The 26486-nt window shown below is 73.1% G+C and carries 23 protein-coding genes and 1 tRNA gene; 13 read left to right on the forward strand and 11 right to left on the reverse strand.

From position 1 onward, the window contains the following. The first annotated feature begins 105 nt into the window (after positions 1-105). The 5 genes from lysS (at position 106) to ACYSMR_RS11900 (ending at position 5995) form a co-directional block, all read left to right on the forward strand. Entirely contained in the window at positions 106-1560 is a 1455-nt protein-coding gene (lysS, locus tag ACYSMR_RS11880) for a lysine--tRNA ligase (RefSeq protein WP_251333289.1), read from the forward strand. A gap of 53 nt (positions 1561-1613) precedes the next feature. Beyond that, the gene (locus ACYSMR_RS11885; protein ID WP_309124928.1) at positions 1614-1829 is read left to right on the forward strand and encodes a hypothetical protein; all 216 of its coding nucleotides are present in this window, start codon (positions 1614-1616) and stop codon (positions 1827-1829) included. Between the two features lie 277 nt (positions 1830-2106). Further along, the gene (locus ACYSMR_RS11890; RefSeq protein WP_309124927.1) at positions 2107-2454 is read left to right on the forward strand and encodes a histone-like nucleoid-structuring protein Lsr2; all 348 of its coding nucleotides are present in this window, start codon (positions 2107-2109) and stop codon (positions 2452-2454) included. 324 nt (positions 2455-2778) lie between these two features. Then, positions 2779-5343, forward strand: coding sequence for an ATP-dependent Clp protease ATP-binding subunit (locus ACYSMR_RS11895; protein WP_461745442.1), 2565 nt, complete (start codon positions 2779-2781; stop codon positions 5341-5343). Positions 5344-5464: 121 nt separating this feature from the next. Beyond that, positions 5465-5995, forward strand: a complete 531-nt coding sequence (locus tag ACYSMR_RS11900) for an amino-acid N-acetyltransferase (protein WP_461745444.1) — start codon at positions 5465-5467, stop codon at positions 5993-5995. Here ACYSMR_RS11900 and ACYSMR_RS11905 read toward each other — a convergent pair. After that, positions 5979-6965 (reverse strand): HhH-GPD family protein, encoded by a 987-nt coding sequence (locus ACYSMR_RS11905; protein WP_309124926.1) that lies wholly within the window; start codon positions 6963-6965, stop codon positions 5979-5981. The two genes, ACYSMR_RS11900 and ACYSMR_RS11905, sit on opposite strands and share 17 nt — an antisense overlap. 24 nt (positions 6966-6989) lie before the next feature. Here ACYSMR_RS11905 and ACYSMR_RS11910 point away from each other — a divergent pair, with 24 nt between their 5' ends. Continuing rightward, the gene (locus ACYSMR_RS11910) at positions 6990-7727 is read left to right on the forward strand and encodes a hypothetical protein (protein ID WP_461745446.1); all 738 of its coding nucleotides are present in this window, start codon (positions 6990-6992) and stop codon (positions 7725-7727) included. Positions 7728-7737: 10 nt separating this feature from the next. On the opposite strand, the gene disA is transcribed toward ACYSMR_RS11910, so the two are convergent. Genes disA through ACYSMR_RS11925 form a run of 3 tightly spaced genes read right to left on the reverse strand, consistent with a single transcriptional unit; the run spans position 7738 to position 11450 of the window. Continuing rightward, positions 7738-8814, reverse strand: coding sequence for a DNA integrity scanning diadenylate cyclase DisA (gene disA / locus ACYSMR_RS11915; RefSeq protein WP_251333212.1), 1077 nt, complete (start codon positions 8812-8814; stop codon positions 7738-7740). Positions 8815-8822: 8 nt separating this feature from the next. Then, positions 8823-10250 (reverse strand): DNA repair protein RadA, encoded by a 1428-nt coding sequence (gene radA / locus ACYSMR_RS11920; RefSeq protein ID WP_309124924.1) that lies wholly within the window; start codon positions 10248-10250, stop codon positions 8823-8825. 51 nt (positions 10251-10301) lie between these two features. Further along, positions 10302-11450, reverse strand: a complete 1149-nt coding sequence (locus ACYSMR_RS11925; protein ID WP_461745449.1) for an FUSC family protein — start codon at positions 11448-11450, stop codon at positions 10302-10304. 243 nt (positions 11451-11693) lie between these two features. Between ACYSMR_RS11925 and pstS the strand changes: the two genes are divergently transcribed. The 4 genes from pstS (at position 11694) to pstB (ending at position 15916) form a co-directional block, all read left to right on the forward strand. Further along, on the forward strand, positions 11694-12812 hold the full coding sequence (gene pstS / locus ACYSMR_RS11930) for a phosphate ABC transporter substrate-binding protein PstS (RefSeq protein WP_461745451.1): 1119 nt from the start codon (positions 11694-11696) through the stop codon (positions 12810-12812). A 173-nt stretch (positions 12813-12985) separates the two neighbouring features. Next, the gene (pstC, locus tag ACYSMR_RS11935; RefSeq protein WP_309124921.1) at positions 12986-13942 is read left to right on the forward strand and encodes a phosphate ABC transporter permease subunit PstC; all 957 of its coding nucleotides are present in this window, start codon (positions 12986-12988) and stop codon (positions 13940-13942) included. Further along, on the forward strand, positions 13942-15078 hold the full coding sequence (pstA, locus tag ACYSMR_RS11940) for a phosphate ABC transporter permease PstA (RefSeq protein WP_309124920.1): 1137 nt from the start codon (positions 13942-13944) through the stop codon (positions 15076-15078). Before pstC ends, pstA begins: the two co-directional genes overlap by 1 nt. A gap of 58 nt (positions 15079-15136) precedes the next feature. Continuing rightward, positions 15137-15916, forward strand: coding sequence for a phosphate ABC transporter ATP-binding protein PstB (gene pstB, locus ACYSMR_RS11945; protein ID WP_309124919.1), 780 nt, complete (start codon positions 15137-15139; stop codon positions 15914-15916). A 97-nt stretch (positions 15917-16013) separates the two neighbouring features. Here the strand turns inward: pstB and ACYSMR_RS11950 are convergent, their stop codons facing one another. The 4 genes from ACYSMR_RS11950 to glsA form a co-directional block, all read right to left on the reverse strand. After that, the gene (locus tag ACYSMR_RS11950) at positions 16014-17027 is read right to left on the reverse strand and encodes an inorganic phosphate transporter (RefSeq protein WP_251333205.1); all 1014 of its coding nucleotides are present in this window, start codon (positions 17025-17027) and stop codon (positions 16014-16016) included. 6 nt (positions 17028-17033) lie between these two features. Then, positions 17034-17648, reverse strand: coding sequence for a DUF47 domain-containing protein (locus ACYSMR_RS11955; protein WP_461745455.1), 615 nt, complete (start codon positions 17646-17648; stop codon positions 17034-17036). A 282-nt stretch (positions 17649-17930) separates the two neighbouring features. Beyond that, positions 17931-18575: a hypothetical protein gene (locus tag ACYSMR_RS11960; RefSeq protein ID WP_461745457.1), complete on the reverse strand. Its 645-nt coding sequence runs from the start codon at positions 18573-18575 to the stop codon at positions 17931-17933. Between the two features lie 43 nt (positions 18576-18618). After that, positions 18619-20490: a glutaminase A gene (gene glsA / locus ACYSMR_RS11965; protein ID WP_461745459.1), complete on the reverse strand. Its 1872-nt coding sequence runs from the start codon at positions 20488-20490 to the stop codon at positions 18619-18621. Positions 20491-20682: 192 nt separating this feature from the next. On the opposite strand from glsA, the gene ACYSMR_RS11970 reads away from it, so the two are divergent. Together ACYSMR_RS11970 and ACYSMR_RS11975 are read left to right on the forward strand one after the other, a co-directional pair. After that, positions 20683-20755 (forward strand) — tRNA-Lys (locus ACYSMR_RS11970). Between the two features lie 169 nt (positions 20756-20924). Further along, positions 20925-21068 (forward strand): hypothetical protein, encoded by a 144-nt coding sequence (locus tag ACYSMR_RS11975; RefSeq protein ID WP_461745461.1) that lies wholly within the window; start codon positions 20925-20927, stop codon positions 21066-21068. Between the two features lie 43 nt (positions 21069-21111). Here ACYSMR_RS11975 and ACYSMR_RS11980 read toward each other — a convergent pair whose 3' ends face one another. The 3 genes from ACYSMR_RS11980 to ACYSMR_RS11990 all read right to left on the reverse strand — a co-directional run bounded on the left by ACYSMR_RS11980 (position 21112) and on the right by ACYSMR_RS11990 (position 24348). Then, entirely contained in the window at positions 21112-21384 is a 273-nt protein-coding gene (locus ACYSMR_RS11980; RefSeq protein ID WP_309124914.1) for a hypothetical protein, read from the reverse strand. Further along, positions 21381-22703 (reverse strand): S8 family peptidase, encoded by a 1323-nt coding sequence (locus ACYSMR_RS11985; protein WP_461745463.1) that lies wholly within the window; start codon positions 22701-22703, stop codon positions 21381-21383. The genes ACYSMR_RS11980 and ACYSMR_RS11985 overlap by 4 nt, the downstream gene beginning before the upstream one ends. A gap of 100 nt (positions 22704-22803) precedes the next feature. Next, positions 22804-24348: an MFS transporter gene (locus tag ACYSMR_RS11990; protein ID WP_461745465.1), complete on the reverse strand. Its 1545-nt coding sequence runs from the start codon at positions 24346-24348 to the stop codon at positions 22804-22806. 164 nt (positions 24349-24512) lie between these two features. Here ACYSMR_RS11990 and ACYSMR_RS11995 point away from each other — a divergent pair, with 164 nt between their 5' ends. Then, positions 24513-26354, forward strand: coding sequence for an AMP-binding protein (locus ACYSMR_RS11995; RefSeq protein ID WP_309124911.1), 1842 nt, complete (start codon positions 24513-24515; stop codon positions 26352-26354). Positions 26355-26486 lie beyond the last annotated feature (132 nt).

The following is a 26486-nucleotide window of genomic DNA, read 5'->3' on the forward strand; positions in this document are numbered from 1 at the left end:
CCCGCGTTATCCTGGACAACTGTGACCAACGCGCAGAACACCTCCACGACCGCCCAGGACGAGGCCCAGGACCGGGCCGCCGAGCAGGCCGAGCTCTCGGACCAGATGCAGTTCCGGCTCGCCAAGCGCGCCCGGCTGCTCGAGTCGGGCCGGGAGGCCTACCCCGTGGGGGTCGAGCGCAGCCACACCCTCCGGGAGGTCCGGGAGGCCTACGGCCACCTGGAGCCCGGGGAGGAGACGGGCCGGTTCGTGGGCGTGGCGGGCCGCGTGGTCTTCGTGCGCAACACCGGCAAGCTGTGCTTCGCGACCCTCCAGGAGGGCGACGGCACCCGCCTGCAGGTCATGCTCTCCCTCGCCCAGGTCGGCGAGGAGGCCCTGGCCGAGTGGAAGTCCCTCGTGGACCTCGGCGACTTCGTGGCCGTCCACGGCGAGGTGATCTGCTCCCGCCGCGGCGAGCTGTCCGTCATGGCCGACACCTGGGCCATGGCGTCGAAGGCCCTGCGGCCCCTGCCGACCCTGCACAACGAGCTCAACGAGGAGACGCGGGTCCGCCAGCGCTACCTCGACCTCATCGTGCGGGAGGAGGCGCGGGACGTGGTGGTCAAGCGCGCCAAGATCATCCAGACGGTGCGCAACACCCTGGTGGACCGGGGCTACGTCGAGATCGAGACCCCCATGCTGCAGCTCGTGCACGGCGGGGCCACGGCCCGCCCGTTCGGGACCCACCTCAACGCCTTCGACCAGGACATGACCCTGCGCATCGCCACGGAGCTCTACCTCAAGCGCGCCGTGGTGGGCGGGATCGAGCGGGTCTTCGAGATCGGGAAGGTCTTCCGCAACGAGGGCGTCGACTCCTCCCACAGCCCCGAGTTCACCACGCTCGAGGCGTACGAGGCCTACGGCGACCAGTTCACGATGGCGGAGCGGATCAAGGAGATCATCCTCGCGTGCGCCGACGCCCTGGGCACGGACACCATCGAGACGGACCGGGGCACGATCGACCTGCGCGGGGAGTGGCGCTGGCTCTCCGTGTACCCGGCCCTCTCCGAGGCCGTGGGCCGGGAGATCACCCCCGGCACCCCCGTCGAGGTCCTCCGGCGGATCGCCGAGGAGCGCGAGGTGCCCGCCGACCCGGCGTGGGACGCGGAGAAGCTCGTGCTGGAGCTGTTCGGCGAGATCGTCGAGCCGACGCTGATCCAGCCCACCTTCGTGTGCGACTACCCGCCCTCGGCGCAGCCGCTGGCCCGCCAGCACCGCTCCGAGCACGGGCTGATCGAGGCGTGGGACCTGATCATCGGCGGCATGGAGCGCGGCACGGCCTTCTCCGAGCTGATCGACCCGGTCGTCCAGCGCGAGCGGCTCACCGAGCAGTCCCGCCGCGCCGCGGCCGGCGACGACGAGGCCATGCAGCTGGACGAGGACTTCCTGCGGGCCCTCGAGCACGGCGCCCCGCCCATGGGCGGGCTCGGCCTCGGCCTGGACCGGCTCATCATGCTCTTCACGGACCTGGGGATCCGGGAGACCATCCTGTTCCCGCTCATGAAGCCCGAGCAGGACTGACCTCCTCCCTCTGCCGTCAGCGTCCGTCCAGATCCCCCGGGGAGAATGCGTCCATGGAATACATCGCGGTCCTGCTGCCGTCCGTCAGCATCGGCATCATCTTCTGGCTGATCCTCCGCTGGATCTTCCGCGGCGACCGCACCGAGCGCTCGGTCCAGGCGCGCTCCGAGGCCGACGCCGAGCGCTGGTACGAGCAGCTGAAGGAGCGCGACGGGGAGGACCTGCCCTTCGGCGACCCCGGACCCCGCCGGCCCGGCCCCGAGCGCTGACCTCCCGCATTTGCCGTCCGCTCCCTGGGCATTTCCCGGAAGAAGTAATCGGCACGGAATTCCCTCCGCCGCCCGGATGACGAATTGCGCCGGGAAATTGTAGGATAAACTCGGCGACACCGGGAACGAGTGTTCGCGTCGCCGGCCGGGATATCCCGCGGTAACACGCCGCGGAACGGACGGCACGGCACGGGGGAATCAGCACGACCTCCGGGTGCCCCCGGGACGGGACGTCCCGGGAACGACGAGCGCCGAGAGGCGGAGGAGAGTTCCAGCCATGGCACAGACTGTGAAGATCGTTCTCGAGGACGACCTCGACGGCGGTCCCGCCGAGGAGACCGTCCGCTTCGCCCTGGACGGCGGGCAGTACGAGATTGATCTCTCCGAGGAGAACGCCGCCAGGCTGCGCGACGCGATGCGCCCGTTCATCGCGAAGGCCCGGCGCGCCCAGGGCAAGCAGCAGGCCCCGAAGCAGCAGCGCTCCGGCGGCGGCCGCCCCGCCGGGAAGGGCAACCCGGACACCGCGGCCATCCGGCAGTGGGCCCGGGAGAACAACTACCCGGTCTCCGACCGCGGCCGGATCCACCAGGACGTCCAGAAGGCTTACTACGCGGCCCAGCAGTAAAGCCCGGCAGTAAGAACGGGCACGGCGAAAAGCCGAGACCAGGAGGGACCGGACAACCGGTCCCTCCTTTTTGCTGTTTCCCCGCCGGAACTCCCCGGGAATTCCCCGTGGGGCCGTCGGGGGACAAATGCAGACGCATTTTTCCGGTGACCTGCGCTTTTGCCCGGCGGGCGCGAACAAAGGGAAATCCTGTCCCCCGGTGCGGGGACGGCCCGGTGAGCGCTCCCCGTCCGGACCGGCAGCCGTCTCGCCGGTGGCGAACAGGGGTCCGCAAGCCCCTCCGGGTGCGTAGCATCGAGTGCAGACATCGACTGAGGAGTATCCATGTTCGAACGCTTCACCGACCGCGCCCGCCGGGTCGTGGTGCTGGCCCAGGAAGAGGCCAGGATGCTCAACCACAACTACATCGGCACCGAGCACCTGCTGCTCGGGCTGATCCACGAGGGCGAGGGGGTCGCCGCCAAGGCGCTCGACTCGATGGGCATCACCCTCACCGGCGCCCGGGAGCAGGTCCAGGACATCATCGGTCCGGGCCAGCAGGCTCCCTCCGGGCACATCCCGTTCACCCCCCGGGCCAAGAAGGTCCTCGAGCTCTCGCTGCGCGAGGCGCTCCAGCTGGGGCACAACTACATCGGCACCGAGCACATCCTCCTGGGCATCATCCGGGCCGGGGAGGGCGTGGCCGCCCAGGTGCTCACCAAGCTCGGCGCGGAGCCCCAGAAGGTGCGCTCCACGGTGCTCGAGCTGATCTCCGGCTACCAGGGCGGGGGGACCCCCGAGAAGGAGGGCGCCGGCGTGCGCTCCGCCGGGCAGGCCGAGGGCGTGCCCGCCGGCTCGGCCGTGCTCGACCAGTTCGGCCGCAACCTCACCGCCGCCGCCCGCGAGGGCAAGCTGGACCCGGTGATCGGGCGCTTCCGCGAGATGGAGCGGGTCATGCAGATCCTCTCCCGGCGCACCAAGAACAACCCGGTGCTGATCGGCGAGCCGGGCGTCGGCAAGACCGCGGTGGTCGAGGGCCTCGCCCAGGCCATCGTGCGCGGCGACGTCCCCGAGACCCTCAAGGACAAGCACCTCTACACCCTCGACCTCGGCTCCCTCGTGGCGGGCTCCCGCTACCGCGGCGACTTCGAGGAGCGGCTCAAGAAGGTGCTCAAGGAAATCCGCACCCGCGGGGACATCATCCTGTTCATCGACGAGATCCACACCCTCGTCGGGGCCGGCGCGGCCGAGGGCGCGATCGACGCCGCGTCGATCCTCAAGCCCATGCTGGCCCGCGGCGAGCTGCAGACCATCGGGGCCACGACCCTCGACGAGTACCGCAAGCACATCGAGAAGGACGCCGCGCTGGAGCGCCGCTTCCAGCCGATCCAGGTGGACGAGCCCTCCGAGGCCCACGCCGTCGAGATCCTCAAGGGCCTGCGGGACAAGTACGAGGCGCACCACCGGGTGTCGATCTCGGACGAGGCCCTCGAGTCGGCCGTGCATCTCGCGGCCCGCTACATCTCCGACCGCTTCCTGCCGGACAAGGCGATCGACCTGATCGACGAGGCCGGTGCCCGCCTGCGGATCAAGCGGATGACGGCCCCGCCGGAGATCAAGGAGCTCGAGGACCGGATCGCGGACGTGAAGCGCCGCAAGGAGGCCGCGATCGACGGCCAGGACTACGAGCTGGCCGCCTCGCTGCGCGACAGCGAGCAGAAGCTGATCGCCGAGCGCGACGACAAGGAGCGCTCGTGGCGCGACGGCGGTGACGAGCTCGCCGAGGTGACCCCCGAGGTCATCTCCGACGTCCTCTCCGCGTCCACCGGCGTGCCCGTGTACAAGCTCACCGAGGAGGAGACCGGCCGCCTGCTGCACATGGAGGACGAGCTCCACAAGCGGATCATCGGCCAGGACGACGCCATCAAGGCGCTGTCGCGGTCGATGCGGCGCACCCGGGCGGGCCTGAAGGACCCCAAGCGCCCCGGCGGGTCGTTCATCTTCGCCGGCCCCACCGGCGTGGGCAAGACCGAGCTCGCGAAGGCGCTGGCCGAGTTCCTGTTCGGGGACGAGGACGCCCTCATCACCCTCGACATGTCCGAGTACCAGGAGAAGCACACGGTCTCCCGGCTCTTCGGTGCGCCTCCCGGCTACGTCGGCTACGAGGAGGGCGGCCAGCTCACCGAGAAGGTGCGCCGCAAGCCGTTCTCCGTGGTGCTGTTCGACGAGGTCGAGAAGGCCCACCAGGACCTGTTCAACTCGCTGCTGCAGATCCTCGAGGACGGCCGCCTGACCGACTCGCAGGGCCGCGTGGTGGACTTCAAGAACACCGTGATCATCATGACCACGAACCTGGGCACCAAGGACATCTCCCGGGCCGTGCCGGTCGGCTTCCAGGCCGGGGTGGACAGCGCGTCCACCTACGACCGGATGCAGCAGAAGGTGCAGGAGGAGCTCAAGGAGCACTTCCGTCCCGAGTTCCTCAACCGCGTGGACGAGATCATCGTCTTCCCGCAGCTGACGGAGAGCGAGATCGTGCAGATCGTCGACCTCTTCGTGGCCCGGCTGCAGGAGCGGCTGCGGGACCAGGGGATGTCCATCGAGCTCAGCGACACCGCGAAGGTGCTGCTCAGCCGCAAGGGCTACGACCCGTCGATGGGCGCCCGCCCGCTGCGCCGCACGATGCAGCGGGAGATCGAGGACCAGCTCTCCGAGAAGATCCTCTTCGGGGAGATCCGCCCCGGCGAGAAGATCAGCGTCGACACGGAGGGCGAGGGCGACGCGCAGAAGTTCGTCTTCTCCTCGACGCCGATGTTCGACCTGACGGCCGACGAGATGGTCGACCCGATGGGCGGCTTCGAGGAGGCGGAGGCCGTGCGCCGGGACGGCCAGGCCGGTACCGAGGGCTGATCCGCCGCCGTCCGTGAAGGGCCCGCCGCGCGCCGCGCGGCGGGCCCTTCCGCGCGTTCCCGGCCCGCCGCCCCCGGGGAGGTCCCGCTGCCGGGGGCGGGCGTGCGCGTACACTTGCCGCGTGACCGACCTGCTCCTGCGCCCCGCCCGCACGTCCGACGTCCCCGCGATCAAGGACCTCGTGGCGCCGCTGGCCCGGGAGGGTGTGCTCATCAGCAAGGACACGGTCGCCTACTACGAGGGCATCCAGGAGTTCCTGGTGGTCGAGGCGCTCGACGACGAGGGCGCGCCCCGGCTGGCCGGCTGCGGGGCCCTGCACGTGATGTGGGAGGACCTCGGGGAGGTCCGGACCCTGGCCACCTCCGAGCAGTGGCGTGGCCGCGGCGTGGGCCGCACGCTGCTGGCCGGGCTGCTCGACCGCGCCCGGGCCGTGGGGGTCTCCCGGGTCTTCTGCCTCACGTTCGAGGTCGACTTCTTCGCCCGGCAGGGCTTCGAGGTGATGGCCAACCAGGACCAGATCGCCCCGGACGTCTTCGCCGAGCTGCTGCGCTCCCACGACGAGGGCGTGGCCGAGTACCTCGACCTCGCGCGGGTGAAGCCGAACACGCTGGGCAACACCCGGATGATCCTCCGGCTCAGCCCGGAAGGCTGATCCCCGCCGCCCCGTCCACCGCGAGCCCGTCCTGCAGCAGCCCGTCGAGGGCCCGCCGCCGCTGCTCCTCCGGGGCCGCGAGCCCGTGCAGGGCGTCCAGCGCCCGCAGGGCCCCGGGCGTGAGGCCCTCGACCTCGATCCCCGCGGCCAGGTCCACCGGGCCGGCCAGGTGCCGCGCGGGGACCGGCTCCGCCCCGGCGCGCAGCACGGCCATGATCGCCCCGCGCACCTGCCGGTCCGTGCCCGCCCAGCTCTGCCCTCGCGGCGCGTGCTCCGGCTCCGGGCGGCCCGCGGCCACCCACGCACAGGCCTCCCGCACGGGGCACTGCTCGCAGCGGGGGGAGCGGGCGGTGCACACGAGGGCCCCGAGCTCCATGACGGCCTTGTTCCACCGCACCGCCAGGGCGTCGTCGGCGGGCATCAGCTCCTCGGCCAGCCGCACCTCCGCGGCCGTGAGCGACCGGGACGGCAGGGCCCGCCCCGAGACGACCCGGGCGTGCACCCGGCGGATGTTCGTGTCGACCACGGTCTGCCGGTCCGCGAACGCGAACACCGCGATCGCCGCGGCCGTGTAGGCGCCCACCCCCGGCAGCGCCAGGAGCTCGTCGTGCGCGGCGGGCACCTGCCCGCCGTGGCGGCGGACGATCTCGACCGCGGCCGCGTGCAGGCGCAGGGCCCGCCGCGGATAGCCCAGCCGGCCCCACGCGCGCACCGCCTCCCCGGCGGTGTCGGCGGCGAGGTCCGCCGGGCGCGGCCAGCGCTGCAGCCACGCCCGCCACACCGGCAGCACGCGGACCACGGGGGTCTGCTGGAGCATGAACTCGCTGACCATGACTCCCCACGGGGTGCAGTCGGGGTCCCGCCACGGGAGGTCGCGGGCGGCGTCGTCGAACCACCGGACCACGGCCTCGTGGAGGCCCGGCAGGTCCCGGTGCGCGGCGGGGGGCGGGAGGGCGGGAACGGAGCTCACCGGACCCACTGTAGCCTTGGGGGCATGGCGCAGAAGGGTTCGGGGAGCACCTCCCGGGGGAGACCGGGGAACGGGTTCGACGGCGACCGGACCCGGGCGCCCCGCCGCGAGGCCCCCGAGGTCTACCGGCGCCGCCGGATCCTCGTGGCGCTCGCCGCGGCCGTGCTCCTGCTGGTCGCGGCGGTGGGCGTGGTCTCGGCCGTCGCCTCGATGCTCGGCCCCGACGACCCGGGGACCGTCCCGGACCCGGAGACCGCCACCGCGTCCGCCGCCGCGGCCTCCCAGGAGCCCTTCGCCGACTTCACGCCGCGCCCGGACGGGAGCGCCTCGGCCTCCGCGTCGGCGTCGGCGTCCGCCGACGCCACGGAGGAGCCGGCCGAGGAGTGCGGCTCGGAGCTGTTCGTGCGGGCCTCCACCGACCGGGAGAGCTACCCGGCCGACGTCCCGCCCGTGCTGGTGCTGACGCTGGAGAACACCGGCGAGGACCCGTGCCGGGTCAACGCCGGCACCTCCCGGATGGTCTACGAGGTCGTCTCGGGGGCGGACACCGTGTTCGACAGCCGCCACTGCCAGGCGGGCTCCGAGGACCGGGAGATCACCCTCGAGCCCGGGCAGGAGGAGAGCGCCCGGCTGGGCTGGGACCGCCTGCGCACCGCCGAGGGCTGCACGGAGGCCGGCGAGGCGGCCGTGGCCGGGTACTACCGCCTGGTCGTCTCCCTGGGGGAGCGCACCAGCGAGCCGGCCACGTTCGTGCTGGAGTGAGCCCGCGGGCTCACATGAAACGCTCGAGCAGGCTCGTCTCGGCCATCCGGGACAGCGACTCGCGCACCGTGCGGGCCCGCTGCTCGCCGATGCCCTCGACCGCCTTGAGGTCCTCGAGGTTCGCGGCCATCAGGGACTGCAGGCCGTCGAACTGGCGCACGAGCCGGTTGGCCACGGCGCGGGGCATCGACTTGATCCCCTCCAGCAGCCGGTAGCCGTGCGGGTGCAGGTCCGTCTCGAGGCTGCCCTGCGGCTCGACCAGCCCCACGGACACCGCGATCCGCTGCAGGTCGATGAGCTCCGCGGGGGTGAGCTCGGCCAGCCGCTCCAGCCCCAGCTCGATGCCCTCCGCCGGGGTGTGCTCGGGGAGGTAGTCGCGCAGCACGACGTCGGGGCCGGGGCCGGTGCCGGCGGTGAGCTCCTCGAGCTGCAGCGCGATCAGCCGCCCGTCGACGCCGAGCTCCAGGACGTACCACCCGATCTCCGAGGAGATCCGGCGCACCATCTCCATGCGCTGCAGCGTCAGGGCGACGTCCCGCACGGTCACCGACGCCTCGATCTCCAGGGAGGAGAGGTTGCCGAGCACCTGCTCCATGCGGTTGCTGTAGTGCTCCAGGGTCTGCAGGGCCTGGTTGGCGCGGGCCATGATGGACTGGGAGCCCTCCACCGCGTAGCGGGTCTCGCCCACGTAGATCGTGATGACGCTCATCGACTGGCTCACCGAGATGACGGGCAGCCCGGTCTCCTTGGCGGTGCGCTCGGCCGAGCGGTGGCGGGTGCCGGACTCCGTGGTGTCGATCGAGGGGTCCGGGACGAGCTGGACACCGGCCTTGAGGATGCGCGTGGCGTCCCGGTCGCAGACGATGGCGCCGTCCATCTTGGCCAGCTCGCGCAGCTTCGGCGCGGAGAAGTCGGTGTTGATGTCGAAGCCGCCGGAGCAGATGGCCTCCACGGAGCGGTCGAAGCCGAGGACGACGAGCCCGCCGGTGCGACCGCGCAGGATCCGCTCGAGCCCGGCGCGCAGCTCCGTGCCGGGAGCAAGGCGGGCCAGCGTCTTGCGCAGTGCGTTCTCAGGGGTCTTCGCCACGGTCCTCATCATACGGCCGCGGCGGTCTCCCTCTTCTGCCGCGGACCGGCGGCGGAGCCGGGGAAGAGCAGCTCCATGGCGTCCGAGATCGTGGTCACCTCGCGCACCGTGAAGCCCGGCGGGACGGGGCCCGGCCCGGTGGGGCTCGCGGGGACCACCGCGTGGGTGAACCCCAGGCGCGCGACCTCCTGGATCCGCCGCCCGATCCCGGGCACGGGCCGCACCTCCCCGGCCAGGCCGACCTCCCCGAAGCACACGAGCCGCTGGGGGAGCGGGCGGTCCTGCGCCGCGGAGGCCAGCGCCATGGCCACCGCCAGGTCGGTGGAGGGCTCCGTGAGCTTCACCCCGCCCACGGTGGAGACGTAGCAGTCCAGGCCCGCGAGGTTCACGCCGGCCCGCCGCTGCAGCACGGCGAGCAGCATGGCCACCCGCGAGGACTCCAGACCGGCGGTGGCCCGCCGCGGCTGGGCGGTGGAGGAGCGGTCCAGCAGGGCCTGGACCTCGGCGAGCAGGGGGCGGCGGCCCTCCAGGGTCACCGTGAGGCACGTGCCGGAGACGGGCAGGGCGGTGCGCGAGACGAACAGTCCCGAGGGGTCCTCGACGCTCGTGATCCCGGTCTCGGTGAGGTCGAAGCACCCGACCTCGTCGGTGGGGCCGTAGCGGTTCTTCACCGCCCGCAGCAGCCGGATCCGGGAGTGCTTCTCTCCCTCGAACTGGCACACGACGTCCACCAGGTGCTCGAGCAGGCGGGGCCCGGCGATGGAGCCGTCCTTCGTCACGTGCCCCACGAGCAGGGTGGTCATGTTCCGGCGCTTGGCCGCGGCGATGAGGGACGCGGCGACCTCCCGGACCTGCGTGACCCCGCCCGCGGAGCCCTCGACCTCCGCGCTCGCGAGGGTCTGCACCGAGTCCACGACGAGCAGCCGCGGCGCGATCTTCTCGATGTGGCCCAGCGCGGTGGCGAGGTCCGTCTCGGCGGTCAGGTACAGCGTGGGGGCCACCGCGCCGATCCGGTCCGCCCGCAGCTTCACCTGCGCGGCCGACTCCTCCCCGGTGACGTAGAGGACGTCGCGGGCGCCGTCCCCGGTGCCCTCGGCGAAGCGGGCGGCGACGTCCAGCAGCAGGGTCGACTTGCCGACCCCCGGCTCGCCCGCCATCAGCACGACCGCCCCGGGCACCAGGCCGCCGCCCAGCACCCGGTTCAGCTCGGGGACCCCGGTGGGCACGGCGGTGGCCACGGTCGCGTCCACCTGGGCGATGGGGCGGGCGGGCTCGGCGATCGAGCGGGCGGCGGTGGTCCGCGCCTTGTGCTCCCCGATCTCCTCGACCGTGCCCCACGCCTGGCACTCCCCGCAGCGGCCCACCCACTTGGCCGTGGTCCAGCCGCACTCGGTGCAGCGGTAGGCGGGGGAGGTGCGTCGGGTGCGGGTGCTCATGGCGTCCAGGCTAGCCGCCGCCCCGGACGCGCTAAGGCCGCGGGCGCGGGCTCAGACCCGGTCCCAGCCCTCGAGCCGGGGCAGCTGGGAGACGGCCTCCTCGTGGGACATCCCCGCCGCCTCGAGCAGGTCCACCACCATGGGGCGCATGTCGAGCACCAGCGTCTCGCCCTCCATGGTGCGCACCCCCATGGTCCTCGGGTGCAGGCGCGCGGCCACGCTCGACAGCTCGTTGCGGGCCTGGCGCAGGTAGCTCCCCCGGGACCCCGCCGAGGCCACGGCCAGCGCGCTGCCCAGGGTCGTGACGGCGTCCGCGAGGTCGTCGAGGGCGTCGACGAGGGAGGCGACGGCCTCGTCGGAGAGGGTCACGTGGTTGATCACGGAGGCCAGGCGGCGGGCGAGCACCCGGACGTTGCGCACGGCGAGGTCCAGGTAGTGGGCCGAGTCCTTGATCGCCTCCACCTCGTCGCGGCGCCCGCGGTACAGGGGCGAGGCCTGGGCGATCTCCAGGGCGGCGGTGAGCCCGGTGGTGACCGAGTCCACCAGCGGCTGGGTCTGGCGGGCCCGCACGAGCGCGTGCCACGCCGCCGTCGAGTCGTAGTCCTCGACGGCGCGGCCCGCCTCGCGCAGGACGCTCGCGAACTCGGCCACCAGGTTCCGGAGGTTCTCGCGCGGCTCCCGGCGGGGGTCCGCCGGGACGAAGTACGCCATGGCGAGCGCGCACGCACCGCCCACGACGGCGTCCGTGGAGCGGGCGAACACCCCGTCCGCGGACGGGGGGAGGAGGACCACGAGCACGGACTGCAGGCCCATCTGCGTGCTGAAGATGGTCCCGTTGTCGAGGAAGCGGGAGAGCAGGATCGAGGTCATGAGCACGACGGCGGCCTGCCACACCCCCGTGCCCAGGACGTGGATCAGGGTGTCGCCCACGGCGATGCCCAGCGTGCAGCCGATCGAGACCTCGAGGACCCGCCGGTAGCGCAGCCCGCCCTTGGCGAAGCCCAGGGACACGAGCGCGGCCGTGGCGGCGAAGATGGGCCCGGTGTGGCCCAGCAGGTGCTCGGCGATCAGGTAGGCACCCACGCTGGCGACCGTCATCTGGAAGCTCTGCAGCAGCCCGGAGCGGGCCCGGGTCAGTCCCACCCGGATCCGGGCGCCCACGGCGCGGGCCGCGGCACGCGCGCGGTGGGCTGGCTGCATGGGGCCATCCTAGCGGCGCGCCGTCTGTGAGATCGCCGACAACCCGGGCCGCGACCCGGCACTGTTCACCTCCCGTTCACCTTCCTGGGCCAATCTGGCCACCTGGGATCCGTACCGTCACTCGGCGTGAGAGGACTCGGGACCCCGCAGGTCCACCCCTCTCCCGTGGGCCCGGCGCTCTCCGGTGCCATGTTGATCCCGGCCCTCCTCGGGCCACGACTGTGATGATTTAAGGGGCTACAAGTGAAGGCATCCCACCTCGGCCGTTCCGCCGCCGTCCTGGCCATCGGCTCCCTCGCGCTCACCGCGTGCGGCTCCGACAACGCCACCACCACCGGCGGGGGTGCGGAGACCTCCTCCGGCGCCGCCGCGGGCGGCGCCGCCGGGACGCTGACCGGCATCGGCTCCTCCGCGCAGCAGGCCGCCATGACCGCGTGGCAGAACGGCTTCCAGCAGGCCAACCCCGAGGCGACCGTGCAGTACTCCCCGGACGGCTCCGGCGCCGGCCGCGAGGCCTTCGTCGCCGGTGGCGCGGACTTCGCCGGCTCCGACGCCTACCTCGACGACGAGGAGTACGAGGCGTCCAAGGAGGTCTGCGGCCCCGAGGGCGCCTTCCACGTGCCCGCCTACATCTCCCCCATCGCGGTGGCCTTCAACCTGCCGGGCGTCGAGACCGTGAACATGGACGGCGAGACCATCGCCCAGGTCTTCACCGGCGAGATCACCACCTGGAACGACCCGGCCATCGCCGACCAGAACCCGGACGCCGACCTGCCCGACACCCCGATCACCGTGGTGCACCGCAACGACGAGTCCGGCACCACCGAGAACTTCCAGGAGTACCTGGCCGCGGCCGCCCCCGAGGTGTGGACCGAGGAGGTCTCCGGCAACTGGCCGTCCCAGTGGGCCGCCGAGAACAACAAGGGCACCTCCGGCGTCGTGGAGACCACCACCTCCACCGAGGGCGCCATCACCTACGCCGACGCCTCCGCGGTCGGCGACCTCGGCACGGTGGCCGTCGGTGTCGGCGAGGACTACGTCCAGTACTCCTCCGACGCCGCGGCGAGGGCCGTCGAGGCCTCCGCCCCGGTCGAGGGCCGCGCCGAGTACGACATGGCGATGGACCTCGAGCGCGACACCACCGAGTCCGGTGCCTACCCGATCGTGCTCGTCTCCTACGAGATCTTCTGCCCGCAGTACGACTCGCAGGAGACGGCCGACCTGGTCAAGGCCTTCGGCGAGTACGTGGTCAGCGAGGAGGGCCAGCAGGCTGCGGCCGACGCCGCCGGCTCCGCCCCGATGTCCGAGACGCTGCGCACCCGTGCGCAGGAGGCGATCGACACGATCACCGTCGCCGGCTGATCCAGCACTTCCCATCCCGTTCGGTGCGGGGGCGGGCCCCAGGGCCCCGCTCCGCACCGAACGGGACATTTCTGTGTGGGGCCCACTGCGTGTGACGGCCGCCACCGGACCCAGGCGCCGGGCAGGATCCGGTCCGGCGCAACCCGTGTCAGGCAATCGAAGGGGCACACGACATGTCCACCACCGTCACCACCAAGGAGCCGACGACCACCGCGCACGACGCGGCGGCGGGGGGCCGGGCGGGAGACTCGATCTTCTCCGGGCTCAGCCTCGGCGCGGGCATCCTGATCCTCGCCTCGCTGGCGGCCGTCGCACTGTTCCTCTTCCTCGAGGCCCTGCCCACGTTCAGGGCGCCGGCCGAGGACATCACGGGCGGCGCCGGCTTCTGGTCCTACATCGGGCCGCTGGTCGTCGGCACGGTGATCGCGGCGGTCATCGCCCTGGCCATCGCGACGCCCATCGGCATCCTGGTGGCCCTGTACATCTCCCACTACGCGCCGGCGCGCATCGCGAAGCCCGTCGGCTACGTCATCGACCTGCTCGCCGCGATCCCCTCCGTGATCTACGGGGCATGGGGCACCACGGTGCTGGCCTCCTCGGTGGTGCCCTTCTACGCCTGGCTCTCCGGGAACCTCGGGTTCATCCCGTTCTTCTCCGGGCCCGCCTCCCAGACGGGCAAGACCATGCTGACCGCCGGCGTCGTGCTCGCCATCATGATCCTGCCGATCATCACGGCGATGTCGCGGGAGATCTTCGTCCAGACCCCCAAGCTGCACGAGGAGGCCGCACTGGCCCTCGGCGCCACGCGCTGGGAGATGATCCGCATGACGGTGCTGCCCTTCGCCCGGCCGGGCATCGTGTCCGCGGTCATGCTGGCCCTCGGCCGCGCGCTGGGGGAGACGATGGCCGTGGCGCTCGTGCTGTCGGGCGGTCCCCTGACGGCCTCCCTGATCCGCTCCGGCAACCAGACGATCGCGTCCGAGATCGCCCTGAACTTCCCGGAGGCCTACGGCCTGCGGCTGTCGGAGCTGATCGCGGCCGGCCTGATCCTGTTCCTCATCACCCTGGTCGTGAACATGATCGCCCGCGCGATCATCGCCCGCTACAAGGAATTCTCGGGAGCCAACTGATGTCCACCACCGCTTCCTTCCACAGCCCGACGCCGGCGCGTCCCTCCTCGCCCCGCCGCCCGCAGCTGACCCGCAACCAGCGGCCCAAGTGGCTGGTGCCCGCCATCGGCGCCGCCGCCGTCGTGGTCGGTGCGGCCCTGGCGGCCCTCGTGGGCTTCTCGCCCGCCCTGTGGGCCGTCTTCGCCGCCGTGCTCTTCCTCGTCGCGGCCCCGATCGCCGTGTCGGCGGTCGAGGGCGGGCGCAAGGGCGCCGACTCGCTGGTGACCTACCTCGTCTACACGGCGTTCGTCCTCGCCGTGGTCCCCCTGGTCTCCGTGCTCTGGACCGTCCTGGCCAACGGGCTCCCCGGGCTGACCTCGAACCTGCTGCTCACCTCCATGAACGGGGTCACCGGTGCGCACGACAACGCCGCGGCGGCAGGGGAGGGCCCCGTCCTCGGCGGCGCCTACCACGCGATCATCGGCACCGTCTCGATCACCTTCTGGGCGACGCTGCTGTCCGTGCCGATCGGGCTGCTCACGGCGATCTACCTGGTGGAGTACTCCAAGGGCGGCTGGCTCGGCCGGGCGATCACGTTCTTCGTGGACGTCATGACCGGCATCCCCTCGATCGTGGCCGGGCTCTTCGCGGCCGCCCTGTTCGGGCTGATCCTCGGCCCGTCGACCCGCTTCGGCTTCGTGGCGGCGATCGCGCTGACGGTGCTCATGATCCCCACGGTCGTGAAGAACACCGAGGAGATGCTCAAGATCGTGCCCAACGAGCTCCGCGAGGCGGCCTACGCGCTGGGCGTGCGCAAGTGGCGCACCGTCCTGAAGGTCGTGATCCCCACCGCCATCTCCGGCATCGCCTCCGGCGTGACCCTGGCGATCGCCCGCGTGATCGGTGAGACGGCCCCGCTGCTGGTCACCGCCGGCTTCGCGACGGCCATCAACTGGAACTCGTTCTCCGGCTGGATGACCACGCTGCCGACGTACATCTACTACCAGATCATGTCGCCGACCTCCCCGACCAACCCCGACCCGTCGCAGCAGCGCGCGTGGGCCGCGGCGCTGCTCCTGATCATCATCGTGATGCTGCTCAACCTCGTCGCGCGCCTGATCGCCCGGGCGTTCGCGCCGAAGGTCGCTGGCCGCTGACCGGGGGAGCACCGCTCACCCCGACGAACCTCCGCGAGAAAGAAGCAAGGAACCCAGCATGTCCAAACGAATCGACGTCGAGCACCTCAACGTCTACTACGGCGACTTCCTGGCGGTCGACGACGTGAGCATGGGGATCGACGCCCGGTCGGTCACCGCGTTCATCGGTCCCTCCGGCTGCGGCAAGTCCACCTTCCTGCGCACCCTCAACCGCATGCACGAGGTGATCCCCGGCGCGCACGCCGAGGGCAAGGTGCTGCTCGACGGCGAGGACCTCTACGGCCCGGGAGTCGACCCGGTCGTCGTGCGCTCGATGATCGGCATGGTCTTCCAGCGGCCCAACCCCTTCCCGACCATGTCGATCCGGGACAACGTCCTCGCCGGGGTGAAGCTCAACAGCAAGCGGATCTCCCGCTCGGACGCCGACGACCTCGTGGAGTCCTCCCTGCAGGGCGCGAACCTGTGGAACGAGGTCAAGGACCGCCTGGACAGGCCCGGCTCGAGCCTCTCCGGCGGCCAGCAGCAGCGCCTGTGCATCGCCCGGGCCATCGCGGTGAAGCCGGAGGTGATCCTGATGGACGAGCCCGCCTCCGCGCTGGACCCGATCTCCACCCTGGCGATCGAGGACCTCATCAACGACCTCAAGCAGGACTACACCGTGGTCATCGTGACCCACAACATGCAGCAGGCTGCGCGCATCTCCGACCGCACCGCGTTCTTCAACATCGCGGGCACCGGCAAGCCGGGCAAGCTCATCGAGTACGGTCCCACCTCCGAGATCTTCTCCAATCCCAAGCAGAAGCAGACGGAGGACTACGTCTCCGGCCGCTTCGGCTGAGCCGGCCCCGCCCGCGCGACGACGGCGCCCGCCCCACCTCGGTCCGAGGCGGGGCGGGCGCCGTCGTGCCCGGAGGCGGGCGCGGCCGCGGGAGGGGTCAGAGCAGGGGAGAGAGGGCCAGGAAGAAGGTCCCGGAGACGAGCGCGCAGACCGGGACGGTGAGGGCCCACACGATCAGCACGCGCCGCACGACACGGGTGTTGAAGGTGTGGAAGCGCTGCTGGCGGCCGGCGCCCAGGACGGCCGCCGCCGTGGTCTGGGACGAGGACATGGGCACGGGGATGAGCGTGCCGCCCAGGAACAGCAGGGAGCCGGCGACGCCCTGGGCGACGGCGCCCCGGAAGGGGTCGATGGTGACCATCCGGGAGGACAGGGTGTAGGCGATCCGCCAGCCGCCGAACAGGGTGCCCACGGCGAGACCCCCGGCCACCAGCAGCAGGATCCACGGTTCCGGGTGGCCGGCCGAGACGGGCACGCCGGCGCACAGCAGCAGCGTCGTGAACACCCACGCCGCCCGCCGCCCGTGGTTGATGCCGTGGCCGAAGGACACGGCCGCGGCTCCCGTGGCCAGCACCAGCCGGGAGCGGTAGGTGGTGGCGGCGGGCTCGGAGTGGCGCAGCAGGTGCACCAGCGGCACCACCAGCACCCACGCGAGCCCGTAGGCCACCAGGGGCGCGACGATCAGGGGGGTGGCGATCGCCCTGAGGGTCTCCGCCGTGAGCGGGTTCCCGGACCCCAGGCCGACCGCGTGGGCGCCGAGCAGCGCCCCGACCAGCCCGCCCGCCAGGGCGGTCGTGGACGAGGACGGCATCCCCAGCCACCACGTCAGCAGGTTCCACGCCACGGTGGTCGCCAGCGCGCAGACCAGCGTCGCCGAGCCCACGACGCCGTAGGGCACCGGGGCGGCCACGAAGACCCAGTCGGCCAGCAGGTACCCCGCCGTCAGAACCCCCACGACGTTGACGAGGGCGCTCAGGACCAGGCCGACCCGCGGGGTCAGCGCCCGGGCGCGGACGGGCAGGGCCAGGGCGTTGGGGGCGTCGTGGAAGCCGTTGACCCCGGTGGAGACGGCGGCGAGGAGCAGGCCCAGGACGGTGAGGACGAGGAGCACGGCGCGTCAGGACTCGGCCACGACGATGCGGCCCACCTCGGTGGAGACCTGCCCGAGCGCCCGGGCGGCGGCCAGGAAGCGGTCGACGACGCCCTGCCGGCGCATCACCTGGATCGGCTTGTGGTTCTCGAGCAGGTGGGCCATGTGCATCTGGTTGATCCGCTCGGCCTGCTTGCCCAGGCGCAGCATCTCGTACCAGTAGTCGTCCAGGCCCTCGAGGCTGCTGAGGTTGCGCATCGCGCGCGTGGTGAGCTCGGACATCCGCACGATCACCCCGAGCTGGTCGGTGGCGAACGAGGGCGGGCGGGAGAGCCCGTTGGCGACGTGGGCCTCGGCGACGGCCAGCAGCTCCTCCGCGGCCTTGTTCAGCCAGTGCCCCAGGACGTAGACGTCCTGCCGGGGCACGGGGATCACGAACGTGGAGCGCACGGTGGTCATCACCGCGAAGTACAGGTCGGTGGAGCGGGTCTCGCACGCGCGGAGCCTCTCGAGGGTGCTCGGCGCGGTGTCAGGGCTGCCGAGCAGCTCGGAGAGGAACCGCACGGCCTCCGTCACCTGTCCCGACATGTCCGCCAGCAGGTCCAGCACCTGCTCGTCCTCCGGGAAGATGCGAAGAGCCATCTGCTGACCGTCCTGGGCGTCGTACCGGCGCCGCGGATCGCGGCGGGACCCACTGTACACGGGGCGGCGGAGCCGGCCGGGGCGCCGGTCGCGGGGAGAGGCAGGGGGAGGAGTAGGCGGTGTCGGACCGGGAACGCCTCTCGGCGGAAGGCCGCTCGCGGCGGCTATGAGTTGGAGCCCGGGGTTACCACGGCCCGACACCTGCGTCCATGGTAGTCGACCTGACCCGCAGGCCAAGGCCTGCCGGTGTGGGATCCCGCACGGGACGCCGCGGGGCAGGGGTCAGTCGAGGTGCCCGTGGCGCCACGCCACGGCCGCCGCCTCGAGCTCCTCGGCGGTGCGCTCGAGGCGCTGGGTGAGGGCCACGGGGCTCGGTCGGCGTGCGGCCGCGGGATCGACGACGGGCACCTCCCCGGTGTCGGCGAGCCGGATCCGGCCCAGGGCGATGACCCGGCAGAACGCGGCGAACCGCTCGAGGGCGACGTCGAACTTCCCGCGGAACGCGCCGGAGAGGATCGCGTCGGCCATCGTGGTGATCTCCTCGGCGCCCGGCGGCTCCGCGACCCCGGCCACGACGTGGGAGACCTGTGCGGTGCCGCGCCCGGCCGCGAAGCAGCGGCCCATCCGCACGGGGTCCGCGCGGACCGCCGCGCGCAGCGCGTAGAGCCGCCACAGCGCACCGGGCAGGGAGACGGCGGGTGCCTCCGCCCACATCTCGGCGATGCCCTCGAGGCCCTGCTCGTCCGTCAGCTCGATCAGCCGGCGGGTGATCTCCGGGTCGTCGGTGGCCCGCCCCCGGGAGACGAGGGCGTGGGCCGCGAGGTGCGCGGCCTCGGAGACGCGCGCCGGGTCGGGCCCGCCCTCGTGGGCCTCGAACTTCTCGGGCGAGAACCTCACCGGCTTGTGGTGGCGCGGGATGTCGCTCATGCGTCCAGCGTACGGCCGGAGGCGTGGCCCGGCCACGGAGCGCTCACCAGTCGGTGGCCGAGGCGTGGACGGCCGCGTCCCGCCACTGCTGGTCGGCGCGCTCGTAGCCGTCCCGGGCCAGCGCCTTCCACAGCCGCAGCGCCAGCACCGGGTCCTCCCGCTCCAGCTCGGCGAGCACCTCCGGGGCGAGCACGCGCGCGGTGACGTCGCCGAGCGCGCTCAGCGTCACGTGCTGCTTGTCCCCGGAGCCCAGCGCCAGCTCGCCGAAGCTCATGCCGGGGCCCAGGATCTGCAGCTCGACGCGCTCCCCCGTGGGGGTGCGCAGGGACATCGACACGTCGCCGCTGACGATCAGGTGGATGCCCGCGAAGTTCTGCCCCGCCCGCAGGATGTTCTCCCCGGCGCTCCACGTCCGCTCGACGGTGCGCGCCCGGAGGGCGCGCGCGTCGTCGGGCTCCAGGCGGGAGAGCAGCTCGGACTCCACGGGCCCGACCCGGTCGGGGGTGCACCGGGGGCCGCCGTGCTCCTCGAGCAGGGCGTCCTCGACCCACTTGACGGCCGCCGCACGACTGGGGAACACCTGCAGCGGCGGCTCGCCCTCGAAGGTGCCGGCGAGTCCGCGGTCCCCGGAGACCACCACCACGGTGCGGCCCGCCTCCTGCAGCTCGGCCCGGGTGCGGGCCAGGAGGGGCAGGGCGTAGTCGGCGATCACGTCCACCCGCCGCAGGTCCACGACGACGTAGCGGGCCTCGAGGGCCACGTCCCGCACCGTGCGGATCGCCGTCTCGGCGCCCGTGAACAGCAGGTCGCCCTGGAGCTCGACGACGACCGCCTCGCGGCCGTGCTCGGCCAGCACGGACTCGGCCTCGGCGTTGCGGCGCACCAGCGACGGGGACTGGTCGATCGGGTAGCTCGCCCGGACCGTGGAGCGGGCCACGCGCGCGGTGTGGCTGAAGTGCAGGTCGAGGTCCTGGGAGAGCCGCTCGCACGCGAGCACGCCGCGCACGCTGTTGCCGTGCCGGTCCAGGGCCGGGGAGAACGTGGCGACGGCCAGCTGTCCCGGCAGCACCGCGACGATGCCCCCGCCCACCCCCGACTTCGCGGGCAGCCCGACCCGGACCATCCACTCGCCGGCGTCGTCGTACATCCCGCAGGAGCTCATCACCGACAGGGTCCGGGAGACCGTCCGCGGGTCGAAGACCCGCTCCCCGGTGACCGGGTTGGTGCCCCCGTTGGCCAGGGTGGCGCCCATGAGGGCGAGATCGCGGCAGGTGACGAGCACGGAGCACTGGGCGAAGTAGTCCTCGAGGCCCTGCACCGGGTCCCCCTCGATGATCCCCGCGGAGGCCAGGAGGTAGCCGAGGGCCCGGTTGCGGTCCCCGGCGTCGTGCTCCTGGGCGTACACCTCGGGGCTGATCGCCAGGTCCCGGCCCGCGCACCGCGAGTAGGTCTCGCGGATCCGGTCGCGCCGCAGGTCGCGGTCGCCGTCGGGCACGAGCCACGTCGAGGCGATCGCGCCGGCGTTGATCATGGGGTTCGCGGGCCGTCCGGTGCCGGGCTGCAGGGAGATCTCGTTGAAGGCGTCCCCGCTGGGCTCCACGTCCATCTTCTCGTGCACGGCCTCGACGCCGAGGTCCTCGAGGGCCAGCGCGTACGTGAACGCCTTCGAGATGGACTGGAGGCTGAACTCGGCGCCGGTGTCCCCGGCCTCGTAGACGTGGCCGTCGGCGGTCGCGATGACGATCCCGAACCGCTCCGGGTCCGCCCTGGCCAGGGCGGGGATCGAGTCGCTGGGGGCGCCGCCGCGCTCGCCGCGCAGCTCCTCGACGACCTGGGTGAGGTAGTCGGTGACGGCAGAGGGGCCGAACAGGTCGATGTCGGTGCGCGCTTCGGCCTCGGTGCTCAGCTGGGCCACGGGGGTCCTCCGGTCGGGGTCGGGTGGGGAACGGCGTCGGTCGGGGGTCCCCCCACCCTAGCCGCCGGCCGGGTGCGCCCCGTCCGCCCCGGGGCGGCCGGGGCGCGGGGCCCCGCGGGCCGGGGTCCGCCCGGCCCGTGCGGTAGAGTGGTGCCCGCTCCGGAGGCCACCGAGGGTGGTGCGGCGGAGCGCGGGCCTCTAGCTCAGTTGGTAGAGCAGTGGACTTTTAATCCATGGGTCGTGGGTTCGAGCCCCACGGGGCCCACCGGGGGAAACCCCCTCGGCCGCCGGGCTCCCGGCGGCCGAGGGGGTTTCGTCGTTCTCGTGTCCCGTCGGTGCATCCACGGACGGCCCGGCGCCGGTAACAGGGGTGAGGGCCTTGCACGGGCTGCCTCCCGGCAGGCCACCACCTGCCCGCCCCGTCCACGTTGGAGATGAGTTCCATGGCCCGGATCCGGCTCTGCAGCTGCGGTGCCCCGCCGATCTACGGACCCTGGTGCTGGTCGTGCGCCCACGAGCGGCAGAAGAACCGGGAGCCCCTGGGCACCATCACCTGGGGCGCCGCCGAGATCGACTGACGGGCCCTGCGCCGCGGGGCGGGAGCGGACGGCGCCCCGGCCCCTACTGCACCGGCGCGTCCGGCGGAGGGATCCGGTGGCGGTGCTGCGGCTCCACCGAGACGACGCCCTCGATCCGGCGCACGGAGGGCAGCCTGTTCTCCGGCACCTCGCCCGTGACCATGCCGAGCTGCTCGAGGACCTGCTCCACCTGCATGCCCTGCGCCCGCAGCCCGTCGCAGAGCTGCGCGAGGCCGGGGCGGTGCTCCTCGTCCACCACGACCGTCACGCGCACCGCACCGGCCCGCCGGGCCTGCCCGCCGGACGCGGCGCTCACTGCTGCGGCGCCAGGGTCAGGCCCGACCCGACGTCCGCGGACGGCGAGAGCAGCCGGTGCGACTCCTGCACGAGCGAGGACCACAGCTCGCGGCCGCACAGGCCGGTGGCCTCGGCCCACAGGGCGGCGACCCCCGCCACGTGCGGGGTGGCCATGCTGGTGCCGCTGATCACGTCGTAGCGCTGCGGCATGGGCCAGGAGGAGTACACCTGCAGCCCGGGGGCGGCGACGTCCACGTGCCCGCCCCGCACGGGGAGGCTGCGGGCGGAGAAGAACGTGACGTCGAGCTGCTGGTTGAGCGCCCCCACGGCCATGATGTAGGGGCTGTTGGCGGGCGCGCCCACGAAGCCGAAGTTCCCGTTCACCCGGTCGGCGTTGTTGCCGGCCGCGGCCACGATGAGCGCCCCCTGCTCGAGGGCCCGCAGGCCCACGGCGGTGTAGGTGGGGGAGACCTCCGTGACGTCGGCGCCCAGGGACATCGAGATCACCGCGCACCCGTTCTGCAGGGCCCACTCGATGCCCGCCAGCACCTGGGCGTCGGTGCCCGAGCCCTCGTTGCTGAGCACCTTCCCGGCGAACACCTCGGCGCCGTGGGCGACCCCGTAGCGGCGGCCCTCGCCGGGAGCCAGGGGGCCGCACGCGGTGCCGATGCAGTGGGTGCCGTGCCCGTGGCCGTCCTGGGCGCTCTCGCCGGGGATGAACGACTGCGTCGTCACGTTGCGGCCCGCGAAGTCGGGGTGCCCGAGGTCGAACCCGGTGTCCAGCACCGCCACCCGCACGCCGGCTCCCGAGACGGGCGACGTGGTGGCCTGCACGGCCTTGAGCCCCCAGGTGGACGCGTCGTCGTCCCGGAACCACGGCGGCAGCTGCGGGGTCGGGGACGGCTCCTCCTCGGGGGCCCCGCGGGAGATGAGCCGGTCGCTGAGGTCCACGACGCCGTCGCGGTAGCCCTCCAGGTACTCGGCCCACCCGCCCGGCACCTCCGCGCGGACGCGGTGGACGAGCTCGGGGGCCACGGAGAGCACCCGTGCGGCCCCCTGCCCGGACGCCTGCAGGCGGGCCAGCCGCTCCTGGTCGCCGGTCACCACCGCGACCTTCAGGACGGGGAAGACGAGGGCGTCGACGTCCGCGGGCAGGCCCTCCGGGCCCGCGAGCGCCTGCCCGTCGGTGGCCACGCGCGTCAGCCCGGCCTCGCGGAGCAGGGGCTCGGGGTCCGGCAGGTCGGCGTCGAAGACCACCACCCAGCGCCCCGTGGTCTCGGGCGGCGGGGCCGGTGCCCGTCGCCGCTCGGTCGGTCGGGAACGGCTCGGATCGATCATGTCCTCACGTCCTGTCTCGTCGGTCGTCTCCAGCGCCGGGCAGTTGCCATTGTGCTCCTGCGCGCCGCACGGGGGAACACCCCTCCCACGAGGACGGACATTACGGCCGCGCCGCGTCCCGCGGCCCCGGCGCCCCGTGCACCCGCCGCAGGAGCAGGGCGACGACGACGGCCGTGCCGGCCAGCAGCGCCGCGGCGATCGCGGCGGACACGTGCACACCGGTCTGGAAGGCCCCCACCGCCGCGGCGAGCAGCTCGCCGGCCGGCGCCGGCCCGAGGGTCCCGGCCACGTCCACGGCGCCGCCGAGGGTCTCCGACGCGGTCGCGGCCTGCTCCGGGGACAGGCCCGGCGGCACGGTGAGCGCCCGGGTGTAGGTGGCGGTGACGGCCGTGCCGAGGACGGCCACGCCGAGGGCGGCGCCCAGCTCGTAGGCGGTCTCGGAGATCGCCGACGCCGCCCCCGCCCGCTCGGGCTCGACCTGGGAGAGCACGAGGTCCCCGGCGAGCGTCTGGGCCGCCCCGGAGCCCAGGCCCACGACCATGAGGGCCACCACCAGCAGGGTCCCGCCGCGCAGGTCCCCGAGGGCCACCAGCAGGAAGCCGGCGGTCATCACGAGCAGGCCTCCGCCCACCACGAGCGCCGGCGGCACGCGGCGGGCCACCCGCACCACGAGCAGGCCCGAGACGACCGTCACCGCGGCGCCCGGCAGCAGGGCGAGGCCGGCCCGCATCGGGGCCATCCCCTCCACCAGCTGGAGGTGCTGCGAGACGAAGAACAGGAAGCCGATGTACACGGTGGACGCCACGAGGTTGTTGAGCAGGCCCCCGGTGAAGGCCCGGCGGCGGAACAGGCGCATGTCCAGCATGGGCACGGGCCGGCGCAGCTGGCGGCGCACGAACAGCGTCCCCGCCGCGGCGGCGGCGAGGGCCGCGGCCGCGGCGACGGCCGAGGGGCCCTCGGAGCCGAGGCTTTTGAGGCTCCACAGCAGCGCCACGACGGCGCCCATGATCAGGGCCGCGCTCGCCAGGTCCACCGGCCCGGGCCGGGGATCGCGGGACTCGGGCACGAGGACCGGGGCCAGCACGAGCAGCGGCACGAGGACGGGCACGGCGATGAGGAACACCGACCCCCACCAGAAGTGCTCCAGCAGGAACCCGCCCACGATCGGGCCCAGCGCACCGCCCGCGGAGAAGCCGGTGGCCCACACGGCGATGGCGGTGCGCCGCTGCACGGGCTCGGCGAAGATGTTGCGGATCATGGACAGGGTCGTCGGCATGAGCATCGCCCCGAAGACCCCGAGCAGGGCCCGGGCGGCCACGAGCGCCGCCCCGGAGGGGGCGAACGCGGCGAGGGCGGAGACCACCGCGAACCCGGTGCTGCCGACCAGCAGCAGCCGGCGCCGGCCCACCCGGTCCCCGAACGCGCCCATGGGTACGAGCAGCCCGGCCAGGACCAGAGGATAGGCGTCGACCGTCCACAGCAGCTGACGGCCGGTGGGCCGCAGCTCCTGGGAGATCTGCGGCAGGGCGAAGTTCAGCACCGTGTTGTCCACGGAGATGAGCAGCACCGGAAGCATCAGGACCACCAGCGCGCCCCACTCGCGGGCGCCGGCTCGGACGGGGGCGTCGGGGGCTCGGGACGTCATGGCGGGGCGGGAACTCCTCACGGGACCGGGGTGGGGCTCCATCCTCGCAGAGCCGGGAGCCCCCGGGGCGCCGGCGGCCGCGGCACTAGACTGCACGGGAGGGCCGGCCGGACGGGTCCGCCCGGAAGCGGAGCAAGCACAGAACGCGGAGAAAGAGGTCCCCGATGGTCGAGCCGGTCCCCACGAGCGCGGCGTCCGCCGCCGGCGTCCCGCAGCAGGGCGGGTCCGAGGCGGACGTCCCCGAGCAGGACGTCTCCCGGCAGTACGAGGCGGTCCGCGACCGGCTCCTGGAGCTGCGCGAGGACTACGACCGGGCCCGGGAGGAGTTCCGCTGGCCCCGGATGGAGCGGTTCAACTACGCCCTGGACTGGTTCGACCACATCGCCGCGGACCCCGAGCGCGGCGCCCGGGACGCACTGTGGATCGTGGACCAGGACGGCACCGAGCTCCGGCGCACCTTCCGAGAGCTCTCCGCGTCGTCCGCGCGCACGGCCAACTGGCTGCGGGGCCTGGGCGTCCGGCGCGGGGACCGCATCCTGCTGATGCTCGGCAACCAGCTGGAGCTGTGGGAGACGCAGCTCGCCGGCATGAAGCTCGGCGCGCCCGTGATCCCCACCGCCGTGATGATGCCCCCCGCGGACCTGGCGGACCGGGTGCAGCGCGGCAAGGTCTCCTGGGTCGTCACCGACGCGCAGAACGCGCCCAAGTTCGCCTCCGTGGACGGGGACTACGGGCTTGTCGTCGTCGGCGCCGAGGAGGAGGCCGCCGCGGTGCGGGAGCGGCTGGGCCGTCCCGTGCACGCCTACGCCGACGCGGCCGCCTCGCCCGCGCAGTTCGTCCCGGACGCGCCCACGAGCTCCCACGACCCGCTGCTGCTCTACTTCACCTCCGGGACCACGTCCCAGGCGAAGCTCGTGGAGCACACCCACTACTCGTACTCGTTCGGGCACCTGTCCACGATGTACTGGATCGGCCTGCGCCCCGGCGACGTCCACCTCAACATCGCGTCCCCCGGCTGGGGCAAGCACTCGTGGTCGAACTTCTTCGCCCCCTGGATCGCCGAGGCCACCGTCTTCATCCACAACCAGGACCGCTTCGACGCCAGCGGGCTGATGGAGCAGATGGACCGGGCCGGCGTCACCAGCTTCTGCGCCCCGCCCACCGTGTGGCGGATGCTCATCCAGGCGGACCTGCACCGCGTGCAGCATCCCCCCACCTCCGCGGTCTCCGCCGGGGAGCCGCTCAACCCGGAGGTGATCCGCCGGGTGCAGGACGCGTGGGGCGTGACCATCCGTGACGGCTACGGGCAGACCGAGACCACCCTGCAGATCGCCAACACCCCCGGGCAGCCGGTCGTGCCGGGCGCCATGGGCCGGCCGCTGCCGGGCTTCGTCGTCGAGCTCCTCGACCCGCAGACCGGCGAGCCCGCCCAGGAGGGCGAGATCTGCCTCAAGGTCGAGGACGGCCCGCCGGGGATCATGGCCGGCTACATCGACGAGCCGGAGCGCACCGCGGAGGTGGTCAAGGGCGGCTGGTACCACACCCGGGACATCGCCTCCCGCGACGAGCACGGCGTCTACACGTACGTGGGGCGCACGGACGACGTGTTCAAGGCCTCCGACTACCGGATCTCCCCGTTCGAGCTGGAGTCCGTGCTCATCGAGCACCCCGCCGTCGCGGAGGCCGCGGTGGTCCCCGCCCCGGACCCCGTCCGGCACGCCGTGCCCAAGGCGTACCTGGTCCTCGCCGGCGGTGCCGAGCCGACTCAGGAGCTCGCCGGCGAGATCCTGCGCTTCGCGCGGGAGCACCTCGCGCCCTACAAGCGCGTGCGCAAGGTCGAGTTCACCGACCTGCCCAAGACCATCTCCGGCAAGATCCGCCGCGTGGTGCTGCGCGAGCAGGAGCAGACCCGGGACCGCTCCCGGCCGGTGGACGCCGCCGTCCGCGCGGCCGGCGGGCTGGGCGTGGAGTACACGGAGGCCGACTTCCCCGGTCTGCGCGGCTGACCCCGCTCCGCGGGCCCGGCGCAGGCGCTCCGGTCCCCGCCGGCGCGCCTGCGCCGGGCCCGCCCGGGTCCCGCCCGCCGCGCCGTCCGGCGGTGCGCAACCTTGCGTAACGCGTACCGGGGCACCGTACGC

The sequence above is a fragment of the Kocuria sp. U4B genome, assembly GCF_054875615.1.

Coding starts and splice junctions, on each gene's coding strand:
- ACYSMR_RS11960 (WP_461745457.1), bottom strand. CDS start 18,575: ATGAGCGACATCCCGCGCCACCACAAGCCGGTGAGGTTCTCGCCCGAG.
- ACYSMR_RS11895 (WP_461745442.1), top strand. CDS start 2,779: ATGTTCGAACGCTTCACCGACCGCGCCCGCCGGGTCGTGGTGCTGGCC.
- ACYSMR_RS11985 (WP_461745463.1), bottom strand. CDS start 22,703: ATGATCGATCCGAGCCGTTCCCGACCGACCGAGCGGCGACGGGCACCG.
- ACYSMR_RS11995 (WP_309124911.1), top strand. CDS start 24,513: ATGGTCGAGCCGGTCCCCACGAGCGCGGCGTCCGCCGCCGGCGTCCCG.
- ACYSMR_RS11955 (WP_461745455.1), bottom strand. CDS start 17,648: ATGGCTCTTCGCATCTTCCCGGAGGACGAGCAGGTGCTGGACCTGCTG.
- ACYSMR_RS11885 (WP_309124928.1), top strand. CDS start 1,614: ATGGAATACATCGCGGTCCTGCTGCCGTCCGTCAGCATCGGCATCATC.
- ACYSMR_RS11890 (WP_309124927.1), top strand. CDS start 2,107: ATGGCACAGACTGTGAAGATCGTTCTCGAGGACGACCTCGACGGCGGT.
- ACYSMR_RS11990 (WP_461745465.1), bottom strand. CDS start 24,348: ATGACGTCCCGAGCCCCCGACGCCCCCGTCCGAGCCGGCGCCCGCGAG.
- radA (WP_309124924.1), bottom strand. CDS start 10,250: ATGAGCACCCGCACCCGACGCACCTCCCCCGCCTACCGCTGCACCGAG.
- ACYSMR_RS11925 (WP_461745449.1), bottom strand. CDS start 11,450: ATGCAGCCAGCCCACCGCGCGCGTGCCGCGGCCCGCGCCGTGGGCGCC.
- ACYSMR_RS11910 (WP_461745446.1), top strand. CDS start 6,990: ATGGCGCAGAAGGGTTCGGGGAGCACCTCCCGGGGGAGACCGGGGAAC.
- pstA (WP_309124920.1), top strand. CDS start 13,942: ATGTCCACCACCGCTTCCTTCCACAGCCCGACGCCGGCGCGTCCCTCC.
- pstC (WP_309124921.1), top strand. CDS start 12,986: ATGTCCACCACCGTCACCACCAAGGAGCCGACGACCACCGCGCACGAC.
- pstB (WP_309124919.1), top strand. CDS start 15,137: ATGTCCAAACGAATCGACGTCGAGCACCTCAACGTCTACTACGGCGAC.
- ACYSMR_RS11975 (WP_461745461.1), top strand. CDS start 20,925: ATGAGTTCCATGGCCCGGATCCGGCTCTGCAGCTGCGGTGCCCCGCCG.
- lysS (WP_251333289.1), top strand. CDS start 106: ATGCAGTTCCGGCTCGCCAAGCGCGCCCGGCTGCTCGAGTCGGGCCGG.